Source organism: Streptomyces klenkii (assembly GCF_003626645.1).
Taxonomy (GTDB): Bacteria; Actinomycetota; Actinomycetes; order Streptomycetales; family Streptomycetaceae; genus Streptomyces; species Streptomyces klenkii.
The window spans coordinates 125,811-145,787 of record NZ_RBAM01000009.1; the positions used below are offsets into that span (position 1 = coordinate 125,811).

Here is a 19,977-nt window from a genome sequence, read left to right on the forward strand (position 1 = left end):
GCAGTGGCGGCTGACCGAGCCGTGCACCAGCCGGTGGACGGGGCCGTGGCTGCCCGCCCCCATCACCAGCATGTCGGTGTCCTCGCGCGCGCACGCCACGAGCGCCGGCCCGGCGTCCGCCCGCAGCACCCGCGGGCGCACCCGCAGGCGCCGCGCGTCCTCGCCCAGAGCCCTGCGGCAGGCCCGTGACAGCTTGTCCCGGGCCGCTCGCTCCCAGTGGGCGCAGATGTCGGGCGGCGCCGGCTGCACGGCGTCGGCCGCCTCTCCGCCCGGGGGCTGCCAGGCGAGCACCGGGCAGAGCACGGCACCGTGGTGGTCCGCCTCCTGCGCGGCCTGCCTGAGGGCGGCCAGGCTGCCCGCCGATCCGTCCACTCCGACGACGACGCGCGTCACGTCCTTGGGCATGGGCTCCGTCCTTTCCCTCCGCGGACCTCTCGCTCCTCGTCCGGCTCCTCGGTCCGGCTCTGTGTCCACTCCTTGTCCACGCTAGGAAAGGCAGTCCCCGGACGGCATCGGCCGTATGGCCGAAATGACCGAAAAGGCCGGATCTACCGGATCCGGGGGCGCCGTCTCCGCCAGCCGGTCCGCGACCTGCCGGGCCTGGCGGACCACGTTCCGCAAGTGGTTCGCGAAGGGGATGTGGACGTGCGTGCCCACCCCCACCACCCACACGCGCTCCGGCGGCGCCCCCGGCCTGCTCCGTACCCGCAGGTCCGCCTCCAGGCGGCCGACCGCCGTGCCCCCGGCGGGCGCCCCGTCCAGGTGCAGGGCGGTCCGCTCCCGGTCCCAGTGCAGGACCGGCCGCTCGAAGCCCGTGGCGTTGACGACGTAGTCGTACGTCTCCGGCGCGGCCCCGGAGCGCTCCACCCGCCACAGGCCGTCCTCGAAGGAGACGGCCCGCGGGTAGGGGCGGGCCACGCGCAGCGCCCCCGAGTCGAAGTGCGCGAGCAGCCGCCGGGCGTTCACGCGGGCCAGGGCGGTCGCGTACCGGTCGGTAAGCCAGGCGAACTCCGCCGACAGCTCCTCCAGCCGGCCCGCGGGCAGCGCCGGGGCGAGCGAGATGAGCTGCTCGATCATGGGCACGATGACGTCCGGCCAGGCACAGGCGCCCGCCTCGGCCAGGGTGGTCTCCTCGCGCAGCCGCCGCACGGGATCCGAGGCGCGGGAGACCTGCCGGCGCAGCGGGCGCCGGTCGTACAGCCGCACCGCCTCCACGACGCACCGCGCCAGCCTGTCCTCCAGGTACGGGTCCGCCGGGTCGAGGCGGGGGACGCGCTCCAGCGGCGGGTACGCGCGCAGCGGCGCGGCGAGGGACTCGCGCACGGCGGGCAGCTTCCCCGACGGCGAGGTGAGGGTGGCGCGGTGCCCGTCGCGGCACAGCAGGAGCGCCGCGTCGGCCGCCGACTGGTGGGTGCCGAGGACCAGCACCCGGGAGCGCGGGCGCAGGCCCTCCCGGATCCGGCTCGACGGGTAGGGACTGTCGAGGTAGCGCGGGTGGTGCCGGAACTCCGCGAAGCCGTACGGGATGCGGGGGCGCTGGACGCCGGTGCAGACGACGACGTCGTCGGCGTACAGCTCCTCGCCCGTGCTCAGCCGCACCCGGTGGCCGCCGCGGCCGTCCGCCGCCGCGCCGACGCTCTCCGCCGAGGCCCGCACGTGCTCCACGGCGATGCCGGCCCGCCCGGCCTGCTCCCGGGCCCGGGCCGCGCGGTCCGCGCAGTACTCGGCCATGCGGGCGCGGGGGACGCAGTCCTTCGCGGAGCCCGTCCAGCCCTGCGCGCGCAGGTGCTCGACGAAGTCGCCGGGCCGGTCGGCGAGGAGCGAATTGAGCTCGGCGGCCGAGTTGCACAGCAGCAGCGGGTCCTCGTCCCCGAAGGCGAGTCCCCAGCCGGCCGGGCGGGGGTCCACGACGCGGACGGCCCGCACGGGGTGCGGGGGCCGGCGGCCGGAGAGCGTGCGGACCAGCTGCACCAGCAGGCTGGTCCCGGCGACCCCGCCGCCGATGACGACGACCTCCCGGCCGGTGTCATCCTTCACATCCACCGCCCTTCTCCCGGCTCTCACTCCCGGGCCCGTAGAGCACAATGCCCAGCCGGCCGGCCCGCGGAACCCGCCCGGCCTTCCGGATGCGGGCCACCGGCCCTGCGGATACGTTCCGGCTGTGGACCGTCTCTCCTCCGAAGGCCCTCCTGAGCAGGCGCGGGCCGATCCCGCGCGCTGGGGGATGCTCGCCGTGCTGTGCGCGAGCCTGCTGCTCGTGGCCATGGACGCCACCATCCTCAACGTGGCCCTGCCCTCGCTCATCAAGGAGATGCGGCCCGACGCCCTGGAACAGCTCTGGATCATCGACATCTACGGGCTCGTCCTCGGCGGCCTGCTCGTCACCGCGGGCGCGGTCGGCGACCGGTACGGCCGGAAACTGCTGTTCACCACCGGATTCACGGTCTTCGGCGCGGCCTCGGTGCTCGCCGCCACGGCAGGCCTGACCGAGAGCGTCCTCCAGCTCATCGCCGGGCGCGTCCTGCTCGCCATCGGCGGGGCCATGGTGATGCCGTCCACCCTGTCCCTGATCCGCACCATCTTCCCCGACCCCCACGAGCGCACCCTCGCCATCGGGATCTGGGCCGCCGTCGCCGGGGCGGGCGCCGCGATCGGCCCCCTGGTCGGCGGGCTGCTGGTGAACGCCTTCTCCTGGTCGGCGGCGTTCTGGGTCAACGTCCCCGTCGTCCTGGTCACCGTCGTGGCGGCCGTCCTCCTGCTGCCCGAGTACCGCAGCCCCTCCCACCACGACCTCGACCTCGTCGCCGCCCTGCTCTCGGTGGCCGGGGTGGTCCTCACCGCCTGGGGCATCAAACACCTGGCCGGCGGCTTCCGGCCCGCCGACCTCGCCGCCCTGCTCGCCGGCCTCGCGGCCCTGACCTGGTTCGTCCGCCGCCAGCTGCAATCCGCCGACCCGCTGCTGGACGTCCGCCTCTTTACGAACCGCCCCTTCCTGGCCGCGGCCCTCGCCACCCTCATCGCCATGATGGGCATCGGCGCGGCCCTCTACCTGATCTCGCTGTGGCTCCAGTACGTCCGCGGCCACGACGCCCTCGCCGCCGGCCTGCGCACCCTGCCGGTGGCCCTCGCCCTGCTCGCCTCCTCGCTGCTCACGCCGTGGCTGCTGCGCCGCACGGGCGTCCGCACCGTCCTGACAGCGGGCCTGGCCGCCCTGACGTGCGGCTTCGCCCTCCTCGCCGGCGCGCCCCAGCCGCTGGGCTACGGCGTCGTCGCCGTCGCCCTCGTCACCTTCGGCATCGGCGACGGCATGGCGATCACCGCCGCCGCGGCCGTCATGGTCGCCGCCGTCCGCCCCGAACGCGCCGGCCAGGCCGGCGCCGTCTCCGAGAGCGCCTACGAACTGGGCATCGGCTTCGGCGTCGCCCTCCTCGGCAGCATCCACACCTCCCTCTTCCGCTCCGGCATGCCCCCCGGCATCCCGCCGGCCGCCCGGGAATCGGTGGGCAGCGCCGACCAGGCGGCCCGCGCCCTCGGCTACGGCACGAGGGAGGGCCGCACCCTGCTCGCCGCGGCGAGAACGGCCTTCGACGACGCCCTGCGCACCACGTCCCTGGTGTCGGCGATCATCGTGGCGGCGGCCGTGGCCCTCGCGGCATTCCTCGTCCCGAAGAACTTCCGCGCGGACTCCGCGCACTGACGTTCAGGAGCCGGTATGCGCGAGTCGGCGGCCCCGCCCTCCGTCCTGGCGAGCGCGGTGCGGATTGCGGTTGCCTGTGCGGGGGCGGTTCCTGCGGTTGTGGTGCGGTTGAGCGGGGGCGAGCCGGCGCCCGGGGCGGCCGTCGGCGTGTTCGGGCTCGGCGTGCTGAGTGCGGCGCTGTTGCTGATGTGGGCCGCGGAGACGGCCCGCGCGGACATGGCCGGGGCGCTCGCGCTCGCCCTCCTGGCCTTCATCGCCGTGCTGCCCGAGTACGCCGTCGACCTCTACTTCGCCTACGCGGCCGGCTCCGACCCCTCCTACGCCGCGTACGCGGCGGCCAACATGACCGGCGCCAACCGGCTGCTGGTGGGCGTCGGCTGGCCGCTCGTCGCGCTCGCCGCCGCGCTGTCCCGGCGCCGCCGGGGCGTCGCCCCGGGACCGGTCGTCCTGGAGCCGCACCGCCGGATCGACGTGGCCTTCCTCGCCGTGGCCGCGGTCGTCGCCTTCGTCATGCCGCTCACCCGGGAGATCAGCTGGTACGTGCCGGTCGTGCTCATCCCCTGGTACGGCTACTACCTCTACCGGATCGGGAAGTGCGGTTCGGGCGAGATGGAGGAGATGGTCGGCGTGCCGGCGCGGCTCGCCGCGCTGCCCCGGGCCGGCCGGCGCACCACCACGGCCGTGCTGTTCGCCGGCGCCGCGGCGGTCGTCTTCGCGTGCGCCGAGCCGTTCGCGCACGGCCTGGTCGAGGCGGGCGCCTCGCTCGGCATCGACCGCTTCGTCCTGGTGCAGTGGCTCGCGCCGCTCGCCTCCGAGGCCCCGGAGCTGATCGTCGCCGTGGTCTTCGCGTGGCGCGCGCGGGCCGGCGACGGGCTCGGCGCGCTGCTGTCCAGCAAGGTCAACCAGTGGACGCTGCTGGTCGGCTGCCTGCCCCTCGCCTATGCGCTCGGCGGGGGAGGGGCGGCCCTGCCGCTGGTCACCCGTCAGGTGGACGAGGTCGCCCTGACGGCCGCACAGACCGTCCTGGCCGTCGTCGTCCTGCTGGACCTGCGCTTCGCGCGGTGGCAGGCGGCCGCCCTGTTCGTCCTGTTCGCGGTGCAGTTCGCGCTTCCCGGCGAGTACGCCCGAGAGGTGCTGACCTACGTCTACCTGGGCCTGGCGGCCCTCCTGCTGACGACGCGGGTCCGGTACCTCCCGGCCACCGGGCGGGCCCTCGGCGGGCGGATCGAGGGCGATCCGCACTTCTGACGGGGTGCCGGCAAGCCTCTGACGAAGTGCCGGCAAGCGTCCGGCGAGGCCGCCCGGCCGCGGCCTACGGCTCCGCGATCAGCTCCATCACCGCCTTCAGCCCGTCCGTGGCCAGCGCCCTGCGCTGCCGGTCGGCCGGGGTGCCCCGGCGCAGCAGCCGGTGCACCAGCGAGCTCACCTGCCGGGTGTCGCCCGCCTCCTCCAGCGACTGCCCTATGTGCACGAGGAGGGAGCGGACGACGTCGTCCGCGCCGCGGCGCAGGCCCGCGGGGTCCACGAGCACCCCGTCGAGGCCGTGCCGCGCGGCGTGCCAGTTCGCGGCGGCGAGGAGCTCCGGCAGGCAGGGTGTCGGGGGCCGCCCGGCCTTCTCGTCGCGGATGGCGGTGGCGACCAGCCCGCGGACGATGCCGGCGAACATGACGGAGTCGTCGGCCCGCAACTGCACGTCCAGGCAGCGCACCTCGATCGTGGGGTAGCGCTCCGAGAGCCGCGCCTGCCAGTACAACTGGCCCCGGTCGGCGATCGCACCGGCCGTCATCAGCGCGTTGATGCGCTCCTCGTAGTCCGCGAGGCCGTGGAAGTACGGGGGCGGGCCGCTGACCGGCCAGCGGCTGTAGACCACGGTCCGCCAGCTGGAGAAGCCGGTGTCCTGGCCGTTCCACAGCGGGGAGTTGCCCGCCATAGCGACGAGGACGGGCAGCCAGGGCCGCACCCGGTTGAGGACCGCGACGCCCATCTCGCGGTCGGGGATGGCGACATGGACGTGCATGCCGTGGACGAACTGCTCGTCCACGAGCTGGGCGGCACGCGTCCGCATCGCCAGATAGCGCGGGTTGATGGTGACCGGGACGGGCTCGGGGCCCGAGCACGGCGCCGTTCCGCAGGCGGCGATCCGGCAGCCGGACCGCTTGGCGGCGGAGCTCACCGCGTGGCGCAGCCGCAGCAGGTGCCGGCCGGCCTCGGCGAGATCGGAGCAGACCGGAGTGGCAACTTCCACCTGGGCCTGCAACAGCTCCGCCTGAATCTCCCGCTCGTGCACGACCGGATCCAGGTCGACCGCCGCCCGGACCTCGTCGGCCAGGGGTACCGGCAGTGCGGTGGCCGGGTCGAGCAGAAGATACTCCTCCTCGATCCCTAGGGTGAGCATGCCGTAGGGCTACCCTCGGGCCCTTGCTGCGAACCGCACGGAGCCCGCCGCTCCGGCTTTCTGACGCAAAGACGCCCTGCCGCGCCCCCGTTCACCTCGTCCTTCGCGCCCTGCCGCGGTGACTCGAATCAGTTCTTCAACCGCCTTTTGATAAAAGGGATTTCCCGCTGCTCGTGATGCCGGGTAACACCCCGGTTCCGCGGGCCGACGCGAAGTGAAGAAGTTCACAGAAGCCCCTTTCGGCTCCGAATTCCGGCAGTTCGTGATGCAGGATCGTGCATCGAACAACAAGATCCCGTCACCGAGGCGGGCGACCCGGGCGGACGCCGAGTCCTGCCGCCGTACCGGGTGCGGAGCAGAAACGAATGGATCGGCAGGAGCGGGAGACCCGAGCACGGCGGACCACGATGGCGGTGGTCCTTGGGGTGAAGCCATTTCGCATGGCCGGGCAACTTCGACAGCCCGAACCCGACAGGTCATCTTTCGTAGGCGGATGACGAAGGGTTTTGGCATGTCTGCGTTCCCTGGCATATCCACGCTCATGTCCCGCGCCGGTGCCGCCTCCGTGGTCACCGCCGCCACCGTGACCGCGTCCATGCTGCTTCCCGGCATGTCGGCCGAGGCGAGTGCGGCCACCCCGGGCGCCGCCGCCCTGAAGGTCGCGGCCTCCAAGCAGGGCTCCCCCTACCAGTACGGCGCCGCCGGCCCCAACCGGTTCGACTGCTCGGGCCTCACGCTCTACTCGTTCAAGAAGGTCGGCAAGAACCTGCCGCGCACCGCGGCCGACCAGTACAACAAGACCCGGCACATCTCCTCCGGCTCCCGCCAGGCGGGCGACCTGGTCTTCTTCCACTCGGGCAGCAACGTCTACCACGTCGGTATCTACGCGGGTAGCAACAAGATCTGGCACTCGCCCAAGCCCGGCGCGTCGGTGCGCCTGGAGAAGATCTGGTCCGGCAGCGTCTGGTACGGCCGGGTCAACTGATCACGCGGGCCGGCCACGTAAACCGATCGCGTCGGCCGGCCACGTAAACCGATCGCGCCGCACACGCCCGACCGGGCCGGGGCGACCCTACCCCGGCCCGGAGACCTCCGGGGATCCCTCCGCGGGCATCCCCGGAGGAGTGTGCGTCAGGGCAGCTGCGCCCCGAAGGCCTGGAGGGCCGCCGGTACGGGCTGGAAGAACGTCTCGCCGCCCGAAGTGCAGTCGCCGCTGCCGCCCGAGGTGAGGCCGAGGGCGGTGTCACCGTCGAAGAGCGCGCCGCCGCTGTCGCCCGGCTCGGCGCAGACGGAGGTGCCGATCATGCCGTCGACCGCGCCCTCTTCGTAGTTGACGGTCACGTCGAGGGCCGTGACCTGGCCGTCGTGGACGCCGGTCGTGCTGCCGCTGCGCTGCACCGTCTCGCCGACGGTCGCTTCCCCGGCCTTGCTGATGTTCTGCGTGCTGCCGTTGTAGAGGTCCACCGCGCTGGGGTGGGCGGTGGACGAGGTGTAGCGCACGAGCGCGTAGTCGTGGCCGGGGAAGGTCGAGCTCTCGGTCGCCCCGATCCGGGCGCCGCTCTGCGTGGCGGACCAGGTCTGCGAGGCGTTGCCGCAGTGGCCGGCCGTGAGGAAGTACGGCTGACCTCCCTTGGTGACGTTGAAGCCCAGGGAACAGCGCACGCCGCTGCCCCAGATCGCGTCGCCGCCCGCGATGAACGGGCGCAGCGTCCCGGCCGTTCTCTTCACGACCGCCTTGTCGCCGAGGCTCGCGACGACCTTGTCGAGGCGGTCCTTGCGGGCGCCGGTGACGGTGCTGTCGGCGGTGACGACGACCTTGTTGAGGCGCGGGTCCACCGCCCAGGCCGTGCCCGGAATGGAGGCGTCCGACTTCAGCGTCCCCCGGGCCGAGGCGAGCTCGGTCGCCGAGTGGCGCACGGTCCTCGGCTCGGCGCCCGCGGCCCGTACCCGCGCGGCCGCCGCCTGGTCGAGGACGCCGACGACGAGCCGGCCGCTGCCGGCGTCGTAGTACGCGCCGGCCGAGTCCGCGCCCAGGCCGGCCGTGACGCGCTGGGCGAGCTCCGCGGCCTGCGGCGAGGAGAGCTGACGGGGCGCCGGCGAGCTGGCCTGCGCGCTGGGGAGCGTGAGCGCCGCGGCGGTCAGGGCCGCCATCGCCGCACCGGCGGCGGCCGTACGGCGCGTGGAGATGCGGGAACGTTTCACTCGTGGCCTCCTGTGGGGGAGTGCCCGGCGGCGCGGTGGCGCCCGGGCGGTGTGGAGGACGTGCGTTACGTCGTGCGTCTGCGTGTACGTCATGCGCCCACGTGCCGCGCACGGGTGGGACACGGAGCGCGACAGGCCGATGTGATCGTCGCGTCCATGTCAAGAACGGGATACGGGCGAGTATCCCGAGGCGGCGAGCGGAAGTTCAAGAGCGACATTCGGTCGTGCGAACGGTCCCGGCGGCGGACCCCCGGCGGCTCACGCGCACCGCGAGCCGTCCCCCTGAACGGGGGTGACGCGTACGGACGGAGGCCGGGCGGTGAGCGGACGGCGAGGCGTACGCCTGTCCGGTATTCGTCATCCGTGGGCCGTCCGTGCCGGGCCCTGGGGGAGGCCTTTGCACAGTCTTAACGGGCGACCTTAGCGAGCGATCTTAGCGAGCGACCGTTCTTAACGGCCGGGGGCGACGCGGCGCCCGCAAAGACAAAGCCGGGGCCCGCCGTACGGCGGACCCCGGCCTCGTCACGCCCCGTTACTGGGCGCCGGACGTGTGGGTCGGGCGGATCGGGCCGCTGCCCCCCTGCCCCTGCGCGGCGCCCCCCTCCACGTGCTCGACCGGCTGGTCCAGCTCGGTCGAGATGGCCTGCTCGGTCGGCGTGGCAGGCTGCTCGGCCGGCGTGGCGGCCTGCTCGGCGGGGGCCCCGGCCTGCTCCGTGTGCTTGGGGTCCTCAGCGGTCATATCGAACTCCTGTAGAGAAGGCGCGCCGTGACGCGCCGTGAAACACATGTGCTTGAAGTATGTATCGGCGCCATCAACGTACGATCAACGACCCCTCACCGGGCGCGGGCCGCCCGCCCGCGGGCAGGGCCGGCCGCATTCGCCGGACCCTGCTCTTGTCAGGGACACTGAGGTACTGTCACCGCTGGCGCCGGACGGATCCGGCACGGCACGGTCGGGGGAGACATGCGGGAGACAACGGAGCCGTCCGCTCCCCTGCTCCATTTCCAGCTGCTCGGCCCGGTCCGCGCGCAGGCGGGCGACCACCACGTGGATCTCGGGGCCCGCCAGCAGCGCGCCATGCTCGCCGTCCTCCTGCTCCGCGGCGGCGCCACGGTCTCCAGCGACGAGCTGATCGACGCCCTGTGGGGCGAGAACGCACCGCCCCAGGCCCTCGGCACCATCCGCACCTACGCCTCCCGCCTGCGCACCCTCCTCGAACCCGGCCGCGCCGCCCGCACCCCCGCGACCGTCCTCGTCTCCGTCGCCGGCGGCTACGCCCTGCGCGTCGAGCCCGGGCGCGTCGACGCCCACGTCTTCGAACGCCTCCTCGCCGAGGCGGCCGCCGCCCGCACCGCGGGCGACACCGGGACGGCCCACGCCACGTACGCCGCGGCGCTGGAGCTGTGGCACGGCACCGCGCTGGCCGGGCTCCCGGGCCCGTACTGCGAGCGCCAGCAGGACCGGCTCGCCGAAGCGCGCCTCGCCGCCCAGGAAGGCCTCTTCGACTGCGCCCTGGCCCTCGGCCGGCACGCCGAGATCGTCCCCGAGCTCACCTCGCTCGCCGCCGAACACCCGCTGCGGGAGCGGCTGCGCGCCCAGCTGATCCTCGCCCTCTACCGCTGCGGCCGCCAGGTCGACGCCCTCGCCGCCTACGCCGACGCACGCCGGCTGCTCGTCGAGGAGCTCGGCGTCGAACCCGGCCCCGAGCTGACCCGGCTGCACGCCCGGGTCCTGGCCGGCGACCCCGGGCTCGCCCTGCCCGCCGCCGAGGCGACCGCAGGCGGACCGGCCGAGGACCGGCGCCCGGCCGGCGCCCCCTTCCAGCTGCCCGCCGGCATACCCGACTTCACCGGCCGCGAGGAGCTGCTGCGCGAGGTGCGCGACGCGCTCACCGGAGCCGCCGGCCCCGCCGTGCCGATCGCCGTGCTCACCGGCATCGGCGGCGTCGGCAAGACCACCCTCGCCGTCCACGCCGCCCACCTGGCCCGCCCCGACTTCCCCGACGGCCAGCTCTACGTCGACCTGCGCGGCACCGGCGCCGACCCCGCGGGCAGCGGCAGCGTCCTCGCCCACTTCCTCCAGGCGCTGGACGTCCCCGAGGCCGACATCCCCGACGACCTGGAACAGCGCGCCGCCCTCTACCGGTCCGTGCTCGCCGACCGCCGCGTCCTGCTCCTCCTCGACAACGCCCGCGACGCCGCCCAGCTCCGGCCGCTGCTCCCCGGCACCGCCGGCTGCGCCGTGCTCGTGACGACCCGCTCCCGTGCCGTCACCCTCGGGGGCGCCCGGCAGTTCCACGTCGGCGTGGCGAGCGAGGCCGAGGCCCTCTCGCTGCTGGCCGCCATCGCCGGAGAGGAGCGCGTCTCCGCCGAGCCGCGCGCCGCGAAGGCCCTGGCCGCCGCGTGCGGCCACCTGCCGCTCGCCGTCCGCATCGTGGCCTCGCGCCTCGCCTCCCGGCCCGGCTGGACCGTCGCCTCCCTCGTCGCCCGCCTCGACGACGAACGCCGCCGCCTCGACGAACTGCAAGCCGGCGACCTCACCGTGGAGGCCACGTTCCGGCTCGGCTACACCCACCTGCCGGACGACCAGGCCCGGGCCTTCCGCCTGCTGGCCCTCGCCGACGCCCCCGACCTCCCCCTGGCCGCCGCGGCCGTCCTCCTCGATTGCGACGAGTTCACCGCCGAGGACCTCGCCGAGGGCCTCGCCGACGCCGGCCTGCTGGAGTCGTACGCCCCCGGCCGGTACCGCTTCCACGATCTCCTGCGGCTCTACGCGCGTCGCCGCGCCGAGCGCACCGAGACGCCCGAGGCCCGCGACGCCGCCGTCACCCGCCTCCTCGACCACCTGCTCGCCACCGTCGGCAACGCCTCCCGCATCCTCGAACCCGACCACGCCCTGCACCGCCACCTCCACCCCGTCACCGCCCCCGGCACCGGCTTCGCCGCCGCCGACGAGGCCCGCCAGTGGCTGCGCCGCGAACACATCACGCTCGCCGCCGGCCTCGCCCAGGCCGTCCGCGAACTGCCCGGCGCGCTGCGCCCCGCCGGCGACGTGCTGCTCACGTGGTCGGGCCTGATCGAGGGCCCCGCGCACCGCGACGAACTGCGCCGCCTGTCCGAACTGACCGCCGTCGCCGCCCACGGGGCGGGCGACCTGCGCGTCGAGGCCCGGGCCCGCTACGCCCTCGGCAACCTGCACTACTTCACCGACGTGTACGAGGCCGCCGAGCGCGAGCTGTCCGAGGCCCTGCGCCTCGCGGACGGCGCCGCCGACCCCCTGTGCCGCCACCTCGCCGCCAACGCCCTCGGCATCCTCTGCTTCGCCACCGACCGCCCCGCCCGCGCCCTGCCCCTGCTGGAGCAGGCCCGCCACCTGTGCGACGCGCTGGGCGACAAGGGCAGCGAGGCCCGGGTGCTCGCCAACACCGCCCGCGTCCGCCTCGCCCTCGACCGGCCCCGCGAGGCCGAACGCGACGCCGCCGAGGCCGTGCGCATCGCCCGGGCCACCGGCAACGGCCCGACCATCGCGCTGACCCTCTACCAGCACGGCTGCGTCCTGCACAAGACCGGCCGCCCGGACCTGGCGGCCGGTCAGCTCCAGGACGCCCTCGGCTCCTTCATCGAGCAGCAGCAGCGCGGCTGGGAGGGCCTGGCCTGGGCCCGCCTCGCCGAGTGCCGCCTGGCCGAGTGGCGCGACGAGGACGCGGTCTCGTGCGCCGAGCAGTCCCTGAGCATCGCCCGCGACCTGGGCAAGACGTACTGCCAGGGCCTGGCCCTCGCCGTCCTCGGCCGGGCCGGCGCCCGCCTGGGCGACCCCTCCCGCGGCCAGGACCACCTCCGCGAGGCCCTGACCCTCTTCGAACGCCTGGGGGTGCCCGAGGCGGCCTCGGTGCGCGAGCTCCTGGCGGGAGCGCCCGCGCGGGTGCGGTGACGCGGCGCCGCAACCCCGCGCCCGCCGGGCGTCAGCGCGCGGCGCGGTGGCCCGCCCCGCCGTTGACCGGCTGGACGGCAGGGCCGGGGTCCGGCAGGTTCTTGAAGAACTGCGAGGACTCCCGGTGGCGGATCTTGAACACCGCGTCGAGCAGGGCGTTCGCCGAGCGGGGCGACCCGTCGGTGGCGTCCGGGCCGAGGCCTCCCGCGCACCACTGGAGATAGACGCGGGTGAGCTCGATCTCCGTCTCCCGCAGCAGTATCCAGGAGACGTCCCAGCGGTAGAGGCTCTTCAAGGCGGTGGTGACCGCCACCAGGAACCCCGTGCCCGAGATCGCGGCGCTCTTGCCGGGGAAGTCGAGCGAGGTCAGGACCGGCAGGGCCGCGCCGGCCAGGATCACGACCGCGCCGCTCAGCCGGTAGAAGCGCCGGTGCCAGGCGGCGCGGGCGTCGTAGAAATCTATGACGTCCAGGACGTAGCGCTCGGTATCGGCGGTGAAGCCCCTCTCGGAGCTCCGCCAGCGGGGCGCGGAGAACCTCGGACCCAGTTTCCTCAGCACACTCTTCCTCGCACTCACTCGCAAATCACTCACTTGCCACTCACCTGCTCACAGGGCCGGCGGCGGATGCGCCGCGTACGCCGACGGCAGGTAACCGGAGAAGAAGACGTTGGTCACCGACTCGCGCGCGGCCCGCTCCTGCTCCGGCGAATGGACGGTCCAGCCGATGACGGGCAGCCCGCGCCGCTGCCAGAAGCGCAGGGCCCGCGACGGCAGGGCGTCCAGCTCGAAGCTGAGGAAGCCCGGACGGCAGACGGCGTTGGTGGCCATGGACCGGCCCGCCTGGCGCAGCACGGGCGGCGCGGACCGCAAGGCCCCCGCGATCTGTCCCACCGGCACCCCGGGGAGCGCGCGCCGCAGCCGGAACACCGTGCGCGGGTCGAAGGACTGCACGGCGACCGGGCCGTCGTAGCGGCGGACCGCGCTCGTCACGGCCCGCTCCAGGCCGCCCGCCCCGGCGAGCCCCCAGCGGCGGACGTCCACCATGACGGGCACGCGCCCCGCCACCGCCGCGAACACCTCCGCCAGCGTGACCGGCAGGGCGGCGCCCGGCACCGACGAGGCCACCGCGCGCAGTTCGCCCAGGGTCAGGGACGTGACGGGCCGTTCGCGCCCGGACGGCAGGCGGACCGCCGCGTCGTGCACGACGACGAGCGCGCCGTCCCTGGTCAGCTGCACGTCGAGCTCGAAGGGCACGCCGTGCGCGGCGGCCCGCCGGAACGCCGCCATCGAGTTCTCCGGCGGGCCGTCCGGGCCGCCGTGCAGGCCCCGGTGCGCGATCGGCCGGCTCAGGTGCCAGGGGAGATCCCGCACGTTGGCCTCCAGGACGGAACGTCACGACGGAGCCGCGGGCCGGGGCGCGTCGCACAGCCGCTGGAACGCCGCGAGCATGCGCGTCTCGGCCTGGGAGAGGGAGTTGTGCACACCGAGCAGATGGCGGAGCTCCTCGAAGCGTACCCACGCGTCGCGGTATCCGAGCCTGCGCAGCGCCTGGACCCGGTCCGGGGAGAACGACAGCAGGCCGGTGAGCGGGCCCAGCGGGCCGGGCGGGATGATGGGGACGCTGGGGCGGATGTCGATCCGGGTGACGGGGCCCGCGGGGTGCGAGCTCACGACGGCGTCCGGGTGCAGGTGGACGACCACGACGACCTCGCAGTGCTCCTGCTCGGCGAAGGCGCGCACCGGGGTGCGGTCGCCGGGCCCGCCCAGCCCGCCGTCGAGGTAGGCGCAGCCGTCGACCACGCGGGACGGGAAGATGAACGGCAGCGCGGCGCTCGCGAGGACGGCCTCCCGGATCTGGTGCTCCGGCAGGCCGTTGAGGCGCAGGATGGCGCCCTTCGCGCCGCCGAGCCACCGCAGGACCTCCATGAGGTGCCGCAGCCGCACCGGCAGGGCGGGCGTGCGGACGAGCGGGTAGGCAGCCACCCACAGGGGCCGCCCGGCCCGGATCGCCGCCGCGTCCACCGCCTCGCCGACGAGCTCCTCCAGCAGGCCGATCCGGCGGCGCAGGCCCAGCAGCCTGGGCGCGAGCAGCCGGGCCTGCCGGCCGGTGCCCTCGGCCGCCGCGCCGGCCTCGTCCAGCGGGAGGCCCTGGTCGGCGAAGGGCGTGACGCCCGAGCGGGTGGAGAAGCGCTCCCAGAACCCGGCCAGGCGCCGGGTGCCCGTGCGCAGGTCGGGGGCGCCGACCAGGACGGCGCCGTTGAGGGCGCCGATGCTGGTCCCGGCGATGGCCGCGATCTCCAGGCCCATCTCCGCGAGGTAGTCGCAGACGCCCAGTTCGTAGGCCCCCTTGGCGCCTCCGCCGGCCAGCACGAGCCCGATGCGCAGCGATCCGGGCGAGGGGAACGCCGGGCGGGCCGCGGGTGCCGGGCACGGCTCCTCGGGAGCCGGCCGCGCCCGGGGTACGGGGGTGGCGGGCCCGGCGGCCACGCCGTCGGCGCGGGCCGCCCAGCCGGCGAAGGTGCGCGCGATCTCCTGCGCGCTGCTCAGGTCCTCAGGGTCTTCCGCAGGGTCTTCCGTGTCTCGCGCTTCAGTCACCGTGCATCACGCCCCGCACCGTCGTCGCCGTCGCCCTCGCTGCCGTCTTCGGGCTCCGCGTGCTTGCGGAGCCGGATGCGCCGCTGCCGCGCCTCCGCGAACTGCTCGGCCACGATGCGCCGTACGAGCTGCTCGACGCTCAGGCTGGACGGGAGGAAGAGGTCGCCGCTGCCGCTGCTGTCCCGCAGGGCGGCCCGCGCGGCGTCGTCGGGATCGGCCCCCGCCACGGCGAGCTCCGTGGCCCGCGCCAGCGCGGAGGTCAGCGGGCCGGCTGCGTCCGATAACTCGTCGGCGACGCCCAGGCCGAGGAGCTCGGCCACCATCAGCCGGTGGTTCTCGCTGGGCAGGTCCCGTACGACGGCGGTGAGCATGGCCGGCACCGACTTCACGCCCTCGAACCAGGGCACCGGCGGATCTTGCAGCATGCGTTCGACCAGCTGCCGCTGCATGAGCGTCTCGCCGCCGGTGAAGGCGTACGTGCCGGCCGGCCCGGAGGCCACCTCGCGGGCCAGCAGCACCGCTCCCACGAGCCAGGGCAGCTCCGGGTCGGGCCGGGGATTGCGCCAGCGCCGGGCCGAGCGGTCCAGCGCCAGCTGGGCCTCCAGCGCCGCGAGCCGGCGCTCGTGGTCGGACAGGAAGCGGCCGGTGTCGCTGGCCAGCCTGCCGAGGATCGCCCCGAGCTCGCCGATCGCGGCCGCCGACCACTGGCCGGCGGCCTCGACGCGCTCGATGCGCTTCTTCGCGTCGTGCACCTCTTCCGAGACCTCGGCCACCACGAGGTCGGTCACCGTCATCCGCTCGCTCAGGTGCGTCAGCCAGCGCAGCGTGAGCTGCTGGGAGCTCAGCATCCGGTCCCGGGTGGTGCGTTCGCGGATCCGGTCGCGGCCGGTCGCCCGGCCGAGCAGGCGGGCGAAGAAGCCCTCGCGGCCGGCGGCTCGGGTGAGGTCGTGCGCGGTGTGCAGGTCATTGGTCAGTTCCAGGAGCAGCCGGTCGTCGACGAGCGGCACGCCCCGGGCCACGGTCTCCAGGCTGAGCGAGCCGTTCCGGGACGGCGTCACGGCGTTCACGGCGCCTCGCCCGGGGCCAGGAAGACGAACGCCTTCAGGTGGTTCTCCGGGGCCTCGCCCTGGACGGCGTAGGCGGGGGCGACGAGGAAGCCGGGGACGCCGGTGTCCTGCCGGTTGTAGGCCTGGTACTCGCCCTCGGCGAGGGTGGTGACGTCGGCGTCGAACAGCAGGGTCGCGGGCAGTTCGACGGCGGCCATGTCGCGGAGGATGCCGTTGGCCGCGTCCACGACCTTGTAGAGACGGGGGTCGACGCCCTCCGTCACGTAGCCGCGGTGGGCCAGCGTGGACTGCACGTTCTCGGCCGTGGCCGGAGCGCCCTGCTGGGACGCGAACAGCATCTGCACGGTTTCGCTGACGGCCCGGGCCCGCGCGGCCGGCAGGCCGCCGGCCATCTGGTCCCACTGCCGGGCGTCGGCGGGGCACAGCTCGCGGGCGAGGTTGCGCAGGTCCTGGTCGACCAGGCGCTGGTAGCGCTCCTTGATCTGCGAGTGTCTGCGGTGCATGTCGCTGGGGGCCTCGCCGGTGGCGATGGCGTCCCGGACGCCCGCGGAGCGCAGCCGGTCGAGCAGGACCTCCGCCTGCCGCAACCGGTCCTCCAGGTGGTCCACCCGGTGGGCCATGGCGGTCACGCCGTCGGAGACCCGGACCACCGTGTCCCGCAGACGGGTCAGGTCGGTCTGCGAGGAGCCGCCGCCCCTTCTCGCCTTCGCGGTCTGCTGCTCGGCCGTCGCGTCCACGGTGTGCTGCCAGGACTCCACCGCGGCCAGCCGCTGCTGGAGGTCGTGCAGCTGGCCGAGCCACCACTCCTGCGAGTACTGGCCGCCCGCCGCCTGTATGGAGGGGACGGTGGTGTGCGGCTCCTTGGGCGCCTCGTGATCGTTCCACCCGTAGTTGTACATGGTCTGGCTCACCTTCCCTGCGGGGTGTCGGGCCGGTCGGTGCTGCCGCGGCCGTACAGGTCGTCGAAGGCGACCTCGGCCCGGCGGGCGGCCCCCGACCGGCGGTCGCAGACCTCCACTTCGATCTCGGTGGTCCCGAACGAGAAGGCGACGTCCAGGGAGCGCTCGCTCGTGGGGAGGCCCACCGACCCCGAGATGTCGGGGATGACCTTTCCGATGGCCTCGCAGCCTTCCTCGTCCGTATAACCGGGGTCGTGCGCGTACGTGGCGTGGATCGTCACCTGGACCGACGTCCATTTCGGGAACACCGCGACGGTGCTCACCGCCTTGTGGTCCGCCGGCACGAGATCGCCGCGGCGGGCCATGATGACGAAGCGGTCGTTGCACTTCTCGTTGCCGTCGTCGTCGATGAAGAATTTCTCCTGCGGGTCGATGCCGTGCCGGAACGGCATGCTGCACCCGAATCCGTAGGTGTATTTCGAGCGGCGGCCCCAGATGATGGACGGGTCGTAGGCGAAGTGCACGGCGCCGCCGAGCACGGCGACCGCCGGGTCCATCGGCGTGATCACGCGCACTTCGTGGCCGAAGCGCTGGGCGATGCGGTCCCGGAGGTACGTCGAGCGCGCGAATCCGCCCACCAGCAGCATTTGTTCCCGCCCGACGGCCGGCCCGTCGCCGGCCGCCGCGGCCCGCTGCCGCTCGATGGTGGAGAGGATCGGGCGCACCACGGATTCGAAGAGCGTGGTGACCTCGTGCGCGGTGATCTCGATGTAGTGGGTCTCCCCGGAGGCGAGCACGGTGAGCCGGGTCCGGGTTCCCGCGTCGAGGGCGTCCCAGATCTTGCCGGGAATGTTGATGAGCACCGTGTCCGTGATCACGGGCGTGCCGTCGGCGGCGGTCTCGGAGACGAGCCGGACCTTCTCGGTCTCCCATTCCGTCTCCAACTGCCCGACTTCCTTGGGGAAGGCCGCGGTCAGCGCTTTGAGCTGCTGCTCGCCGAAGCGGTCGGCGAGGATCTCCGTCACGAAGGCGTGGTTGACGTAGGCGGAGCCGAGGCGGTCGCCGTCGGCGACGCGGGTCTCCTTGAGCTGGCCGGGGCCGACGCCCTCGGCGCGGATCTGGTAGCTGGTGATGTCGACGGTGCCGCCGCCGCAGTCCACCACCATGAACCGGCTGCCCGGGTCGTCGACCTCCAGCTGCCCCTCCGGGCGGTCCGGGCCGAGCACCGTGCCCGCGTTGAGCGCGCAGTAGACGGCCGCGGCCTCGGGCTCCTGCACCAGCAGCAGCCGCTCGGCGTCTCCCGGCAGCCCGGCGGAGACGGCCGCCGCCCGCATGAACTGCCGGTCCGCCTCGGTCCACATGGCCGGAATGGTGAGGCACCAGCGGATTTCGTCGGCGGTATAGGCGGCGCCGCCGACGGCATAACGGCCGATCTGGTCCAGCGCGGCCCCGCGCACATGCGTGAGCATGGCGGTGACGAGAACCTTCACCGTTTCGCGCCGGGCGCCCGCCAGATTGCCGAGGAATTCCGGGATGTCGGACTTTCCCTCGCGCCCGTGAATTGCCATCTTGAACTTGCTGGCGTAGCCGAAGCCCTGAGGGTTTCCGCGGGCGAGTTCGCGGTCCCAGGCATTGCGCGCCTTTTCTCCGAATTTCACCGGGTCGCCGGTCCGGTTCACGAGGACGGCGCTGAGGTCCTTCGGGTAGGTCTGGCCTCCCGATTGCGTGAACGGCTGGTAGACCACGACCCGGTGGCCCGCCGCGTCCTGGAGCGCGGAAACGGTCGCCCAGGCGAACCCGGTGCCGTGCGTGCCGAAATCGATCGCGACGATCACCTTGGGTTTGAAAATCGCACCACGTGTTGACGGCGTCATGGGTCCCCCGAGCTCCGCACAGTTGCCGACAGGTGCTTGAGGGTACACGTCACCGTGGGTGGCGGGGAGTCCATTGGCGGAATGGATTCCGCCTCCGTGCGGCGGGGCGCCGGGAATCAATTTCCTTGGTGGCGGCACCTATTGGCGAAAGCTCAGAAGAAGCTCAGAGGAAGCTCAGGAGAGGCTCAGGAAGCTCAAGGGAATCCCATAGATATATCCGGACGATCTTTATCCCGGCAGGCCTCCGTTGATCTCCACGACCTGCCCGGTGATGTACGCGGCGCGGTCCGACACGAGGTACGCGACCAGATCGGCCACCTCCTCCGGGGTCCCGGCCCGGCCGAGCGGGATCTGCTCCAGATGGCGCTTCGCCACCGCCTCCGGCAGGCCCGCCGTCATGTCCGTCGTGATCAGGCCCGGGGCGACGACGTTGGCGCGGACGCCGTACTTGCCGCCCTCCCTGGCGAGCGAGCGCGTGAAGCCGATGATGCCGGCCTTGGAGGCGGCGTAGTTGGTCTGCGCCGCGCTGCCGTGGACGCCGGCGACGGAGGACAGCGTCACGATCGCCCCCTTGCGGCGCTTCATCAGCGGAAAGACAGCCGCGCGGCAGATGTGGTACGTGCCGTGCAGGTTGGTGTCGATGACCTCCCGCCACTCCTCGTCGGCCATCAGCGCCAGCGGCCGGTCGCGGGTGATGCCCGCGCACGTGACCACCGCGTCGGGCGGCCCCAGCTCGCGGACGGCACCGGTGACGAACTCCCGGGCCGCGCCGCCCTCCGCCACGTCCGCCTGCCGGGCGAGCACCCGGGCGCCCGCCTCCCGGGCCGCCTTCGCGGCGGCCTCCGCGGCGTCGGCGTCGGACCGGTAGCAGAAGGCGACGTCGTAGCCGTCCTCGGCCAGCCGCGCCACCACCGCCCGGCCGATGCCGCGCGAGCCGCCGGTGACCAGGGCCACCGGCCGCCGCGCGGCGCCGCCTTCCGTCTCGCCGCGCACGGTACGGGCCGCCGCGCTCATGCCGCGGACCGGCCCGCGACCCGGTCCCGTACCAGCTCGCTGATCAGCCGGAAGGTTCCCAGGTCCGCGAGGTCGGAGTCGTCGACGCGGATGCCGTACTGCTCCTCGATGCGCACCGCGATCTCCAGGGAGACCAGCGAGTCCACGTCGAGGTCCTCCTTGAAGCGGGCGTCGTCGGTGACCTCCTCGACGGGCAGTTCGAGGGCGTCGGCGACCACGGCGCGGAGCTCTTCGACGTCGAGGGTGTTGATCGTGGGCTGAGCGGACATGGCGGTGCCTCCGGTTCGGGGGATGTGAGGGCT

At 74.0% G+C, this 19,977-nt stretch carries 16 protein-coding genes, 1 pseudogene and 1 riboswitch; of the genes and pseudogenes, 4 read left to right on the forward strand and 13 right to left on the reverse strand.

All coding sequences use genetic code 11. The features are described from left to right. Window positions 1-24: 24 nt before the first annotated feature. Window positions 25-405, reverse strand: a pseudogene (locus D7231_RS37690) (universal stress protein); the annotation flags it as partial. A gap of 81 nt (window positions 406-486) precedes the next feature. After that, a complete protein-coding gene (locus D7231_RS38150) occupies window positions 487-2,043 on the reverse strand; it encodes an FAD/NAD(P)-binding protein (protein WP_158673794.1) in 1,557 nt (518 codons plus the stop codon). Between the two features lie 118 nt (window positions 2,044-2,161). Here D7231_RS38150 and D7231_RS22370 point away from each other — a divergent pair, with 118 nt between their 5' ends. Together D7231_RS22370 and D7231_RS22375 are read left to right on the forward strand one after the other, a co-directional pair. Then, on the forward strand, window positions 2,162-3,697 hold the full coding sequence (locus tag D7231_RS22370; RefSeq protein ID WP_241999856.1) for an MFS transporter: 1,536 nt from the start codon (window positions 2,162-2,164) through the stop codon (window positions 3,695-3,697). 15 nt (window positions 3,698-3,712) lie between these two features. Then, window positions 3,713-4,945: a sodium:proton exchanger gene (locus D7231_RS22375; protein WP_120757294.1), complete on the forward strand. Its 1,233-nt coding sequence runs from the start codon at window positions 3,713-3,715 to the stop codon at window positions 4,943-4,945. 64 nt (window positions 4,946-5,009) lie between these two features. Here D7231_RS22375 and D7231_RS22380 read toward each other — a convergent pair whose 3' ends face one another. After that, window positions 5,010-6,092: a carboxylate-amine ligase gene (locus D7231_RS22380; RefSeq protein WP_120757295.1), complete on the reverse strand. Its 1,083-nt coding sequence runs from the start codon at window positions 6,090-6,092 to the stop codon at window positions 5,010-5,012. Window positions 6,093-6,436: 344 nt separating this feature from the next. Continuing rightward, window positions 6,437-6,599: riboswitch (cyclic di-AMP (ydaO/yuaA leader) on the forward strand. Window positions 6,600-6,603: 4 nt separating this feature from the next. Here D7231_RS22380 and D7231_RS22385 point away from each other — a divergent pair. Next, the gene (locus tag D7231_RS22385) at window positions 6,604-7,077 is read left to right on the forward strand and encodes a C40 family peptidase (protein ID WP_120757296.1); all 474 of its coding nucleotides are present in this window, start codon (window positions 6,604-6,606) and stop codon (window positions 7,075-7,077) included. A 146-nt stretch (window positions 7,078-7,223) separates the two neighbouring features. Here D7231_RS22385 and D7231_RS22390 read toward each other — a convergent pair whose 3' ends face one another. Continuing rightward, on the reverse strand, window positions 7,224-8,294 hold the full coding sequence (locus tag D7231_RS22390) for a S1 family peptidase (RefSeq protein ID WP_120757297.1): 1,071 nt from the start codon (window positions 8,292-8,294) through the stop codon (window positions 7,224-7,226). Between the two features lie 532 nt (window positions 8,295-8,826). After that, the gene (locus tag D7231_RS22395; RefSeq protein ID WP_120757298.1) at window positions 8,827-9,033 is read right to left on the reverse strand and encodes a hypothetical protein; all 207 of its coding nucleotides are present in this window, start codon (window positions 9,031-9,033) and stop codon (window positions 8,827-8,829) included. Window positions 9,034-9,258: 225 nt separating this feature from the next. Between D7231_RS22395 and D7231_RS22400 the strand changes: the two genes are divergently transcribed. After that, window positions 9,259-12,225 carry an AfsR/SARP family transcriptional regulator gene (locus D7231_RS22400; protein WP_120757299.1) on the forward strand — a complete coding sequence of 989 codons (2,967 nt, stop codon included), beginning with the start codon at window positions 9,259-9,261 and terminating at the stop codon, window positions 12,223-12,225. Between the two features lie 31 nt (window positions 12,226-12,256). Here the strand turns inward: D7231_RS22400 and D7231_RS22405 are convergent, their stop codons facing one another. From D7231_RS22405 to D7231_RS22440, 8 genes are all read right to left on the reverse strand, one after another. Continuing rightward, window positions 12,257-12,784, reverse strand: a complete 528-nt coding sequence (locus D7231_RS22405; RefSeq protein WP_158673795.1) for a DUF4231 domain-containing protein — start codon at window positions 12,782-12,784, stop codon at window positions 12,257-12,259. 48 nt (window positions 12,785-12,832) lie between these two features. Next, the gene (locus D7231_RS22410) at window positions 12,833-13,597 is read right to left on the reverse strand and encodes a glycerophosphodiester phosphodiesterase family protein (protein WP_120757301.1); all 765 of its coding nucleotides are present in this window, start codon (window positions 13,595-13,597) and stop codon (window positions 12,833-12,835) included. Between the two features lie 21 nt (window positions 13,598-13,618). Further along, the gene (locus tag D7231_RS22415; RefSeq protein ID WP_120757302.1) at window positions 13,619-14,821 is read right to left on the reverse strand and encodes a patatin-like phospholipase family protein; all 1,203 of its coding nucleotides are present in this window, start codon (window positions 14,819-14,821) and stop codon (window positions 13,619-13,621) included. After that, window positions 14,818-15,888 (reverse strand): hypothetical protein, encoded by a 1,071-nt coding sequence (locus D7231_RS22420; RefSeq protein WP_120757303.1) that lies wholly within the window; start codon window positions 15,886-15,888, stop codon window positions 14,818-14,820. The genes D7231_RS22415 and D7231_RS22420 overlap by 4 nt, the downstream gene beginning before the upstream one ends. Continuing rightward, the gene (locus D7231_RS22425) at window positions 15,885-16,787 is read right to left on the reverse strand and encodes a hypothetical protein (protein ID WP_120757304.1); all 903 of its coding nucleotides are present in this window, start codon (window positions 16,785-16,787) and stop codon (window positions 15,885-15,887) included. The genes D7231_RS22420 and D7231_RS22425 overlap by 4 nt, the downstream gene beginning before the upstream one ends. Before the next feature lie 8 nt (window positions 16,788-16,795). Next, window positions 16,796-18,622, reverse strand: a complete 1,827-nt coding sequence (locus D7231_RS22430; RefSeq protein ID WP_158673796.1) for an Hsp70 family protein — start codon at window positions 18,620-18,622, stop codon at window positions 16,796-16,798. 267 nt (window positions 18,623-18,889) lie between these two features. Further along, the gene (gene fabG / locus D7231_RS22435) at window positions 18,890-19,675 is read right to left on the reverse strand and encodes a 3-oxoacyl-ACP reductase FabG (RefSeq protein ID WP_120757306.1); all 786 of its coding nucleotides are present in this window, start codon (window positions 19,673-19,675) and stop codon (window positions 18,890-18,892) included. Beyond that, window positions 19,672-19,944 (reverse strand): acyl carrier protein, encoded by a 273-nt coding sequence (locus D7231_RS22440; protein WP_120757307.1) that lies wholly within the window; start codon window positions 19,942-19,944, stop codon window positions 19,672-19,674. Before D7231_RS22440 ends, fabG begins: the two co-directional genes overlap by 4 nt. Window positions 19,945-19,977 lie beyond the last annotated feature (33 nt).

Bases quoted from the DNA above. Each gene is read 5' to 3' on its own strand.
- D7231_RS22375 (WP_120757294.1), top strand. From the start codon at position 3,713: ATGCGCGAGTCGGCGGCCCCGCCCTCCGTCCTGGCGAGCGCGGTGCGG.
- D7231_RS22380 (WP_120757295.1), bottom strand. From the start codon at position 6,092: ATGCTCACCCTAGGGATCGAGGAGGAGTATCTTCTGCTCGACCCGGCC.
- D7231_RS22385 (WP_120757296.1), top strand. From the start codon at position 6,604: ATGTCTGCGTTCCCTGGCATATCCACGCTCATGTCCCGCGCCGGTGCC.
- D7231_RS22395 (WP_120757298.1), bottom strand. From the start codon at position 9,033: ATGACCGCTGAGGACCCCAAGCACACGGAGCAGGCCGGGGCCCCCGCC.
- D7231_RS22400 (WP_120757299.1), top strand. From the start codon at position 9,259: ATGCGGGAGACAACGGAGCCGTCCGCTCCCCTGCTCCATTTCCAGCTG.
- D7231_RS22425 (WP_120757304.1), bottom strand. From the start codon at position 16,787: ATGTACAACTACGGGTGGAACGATCACGAGGCGCCCAAGGAGCCGCAC.
- fabG (WP_120757306.1), bottom strand. From the start codon at position 19,675: ATGAGCGCGGCGGCCCGTACCGTGCGCGGCGAGACGGAAGGCGGCGCC.
- D7231_RS22440 (WP_120757307.1), bottom strand. From the start codon at position 19,944: ATGTCCGCTCAGCCCACGATCAACACCCTCGACGTCGAAGAGCTCCGC.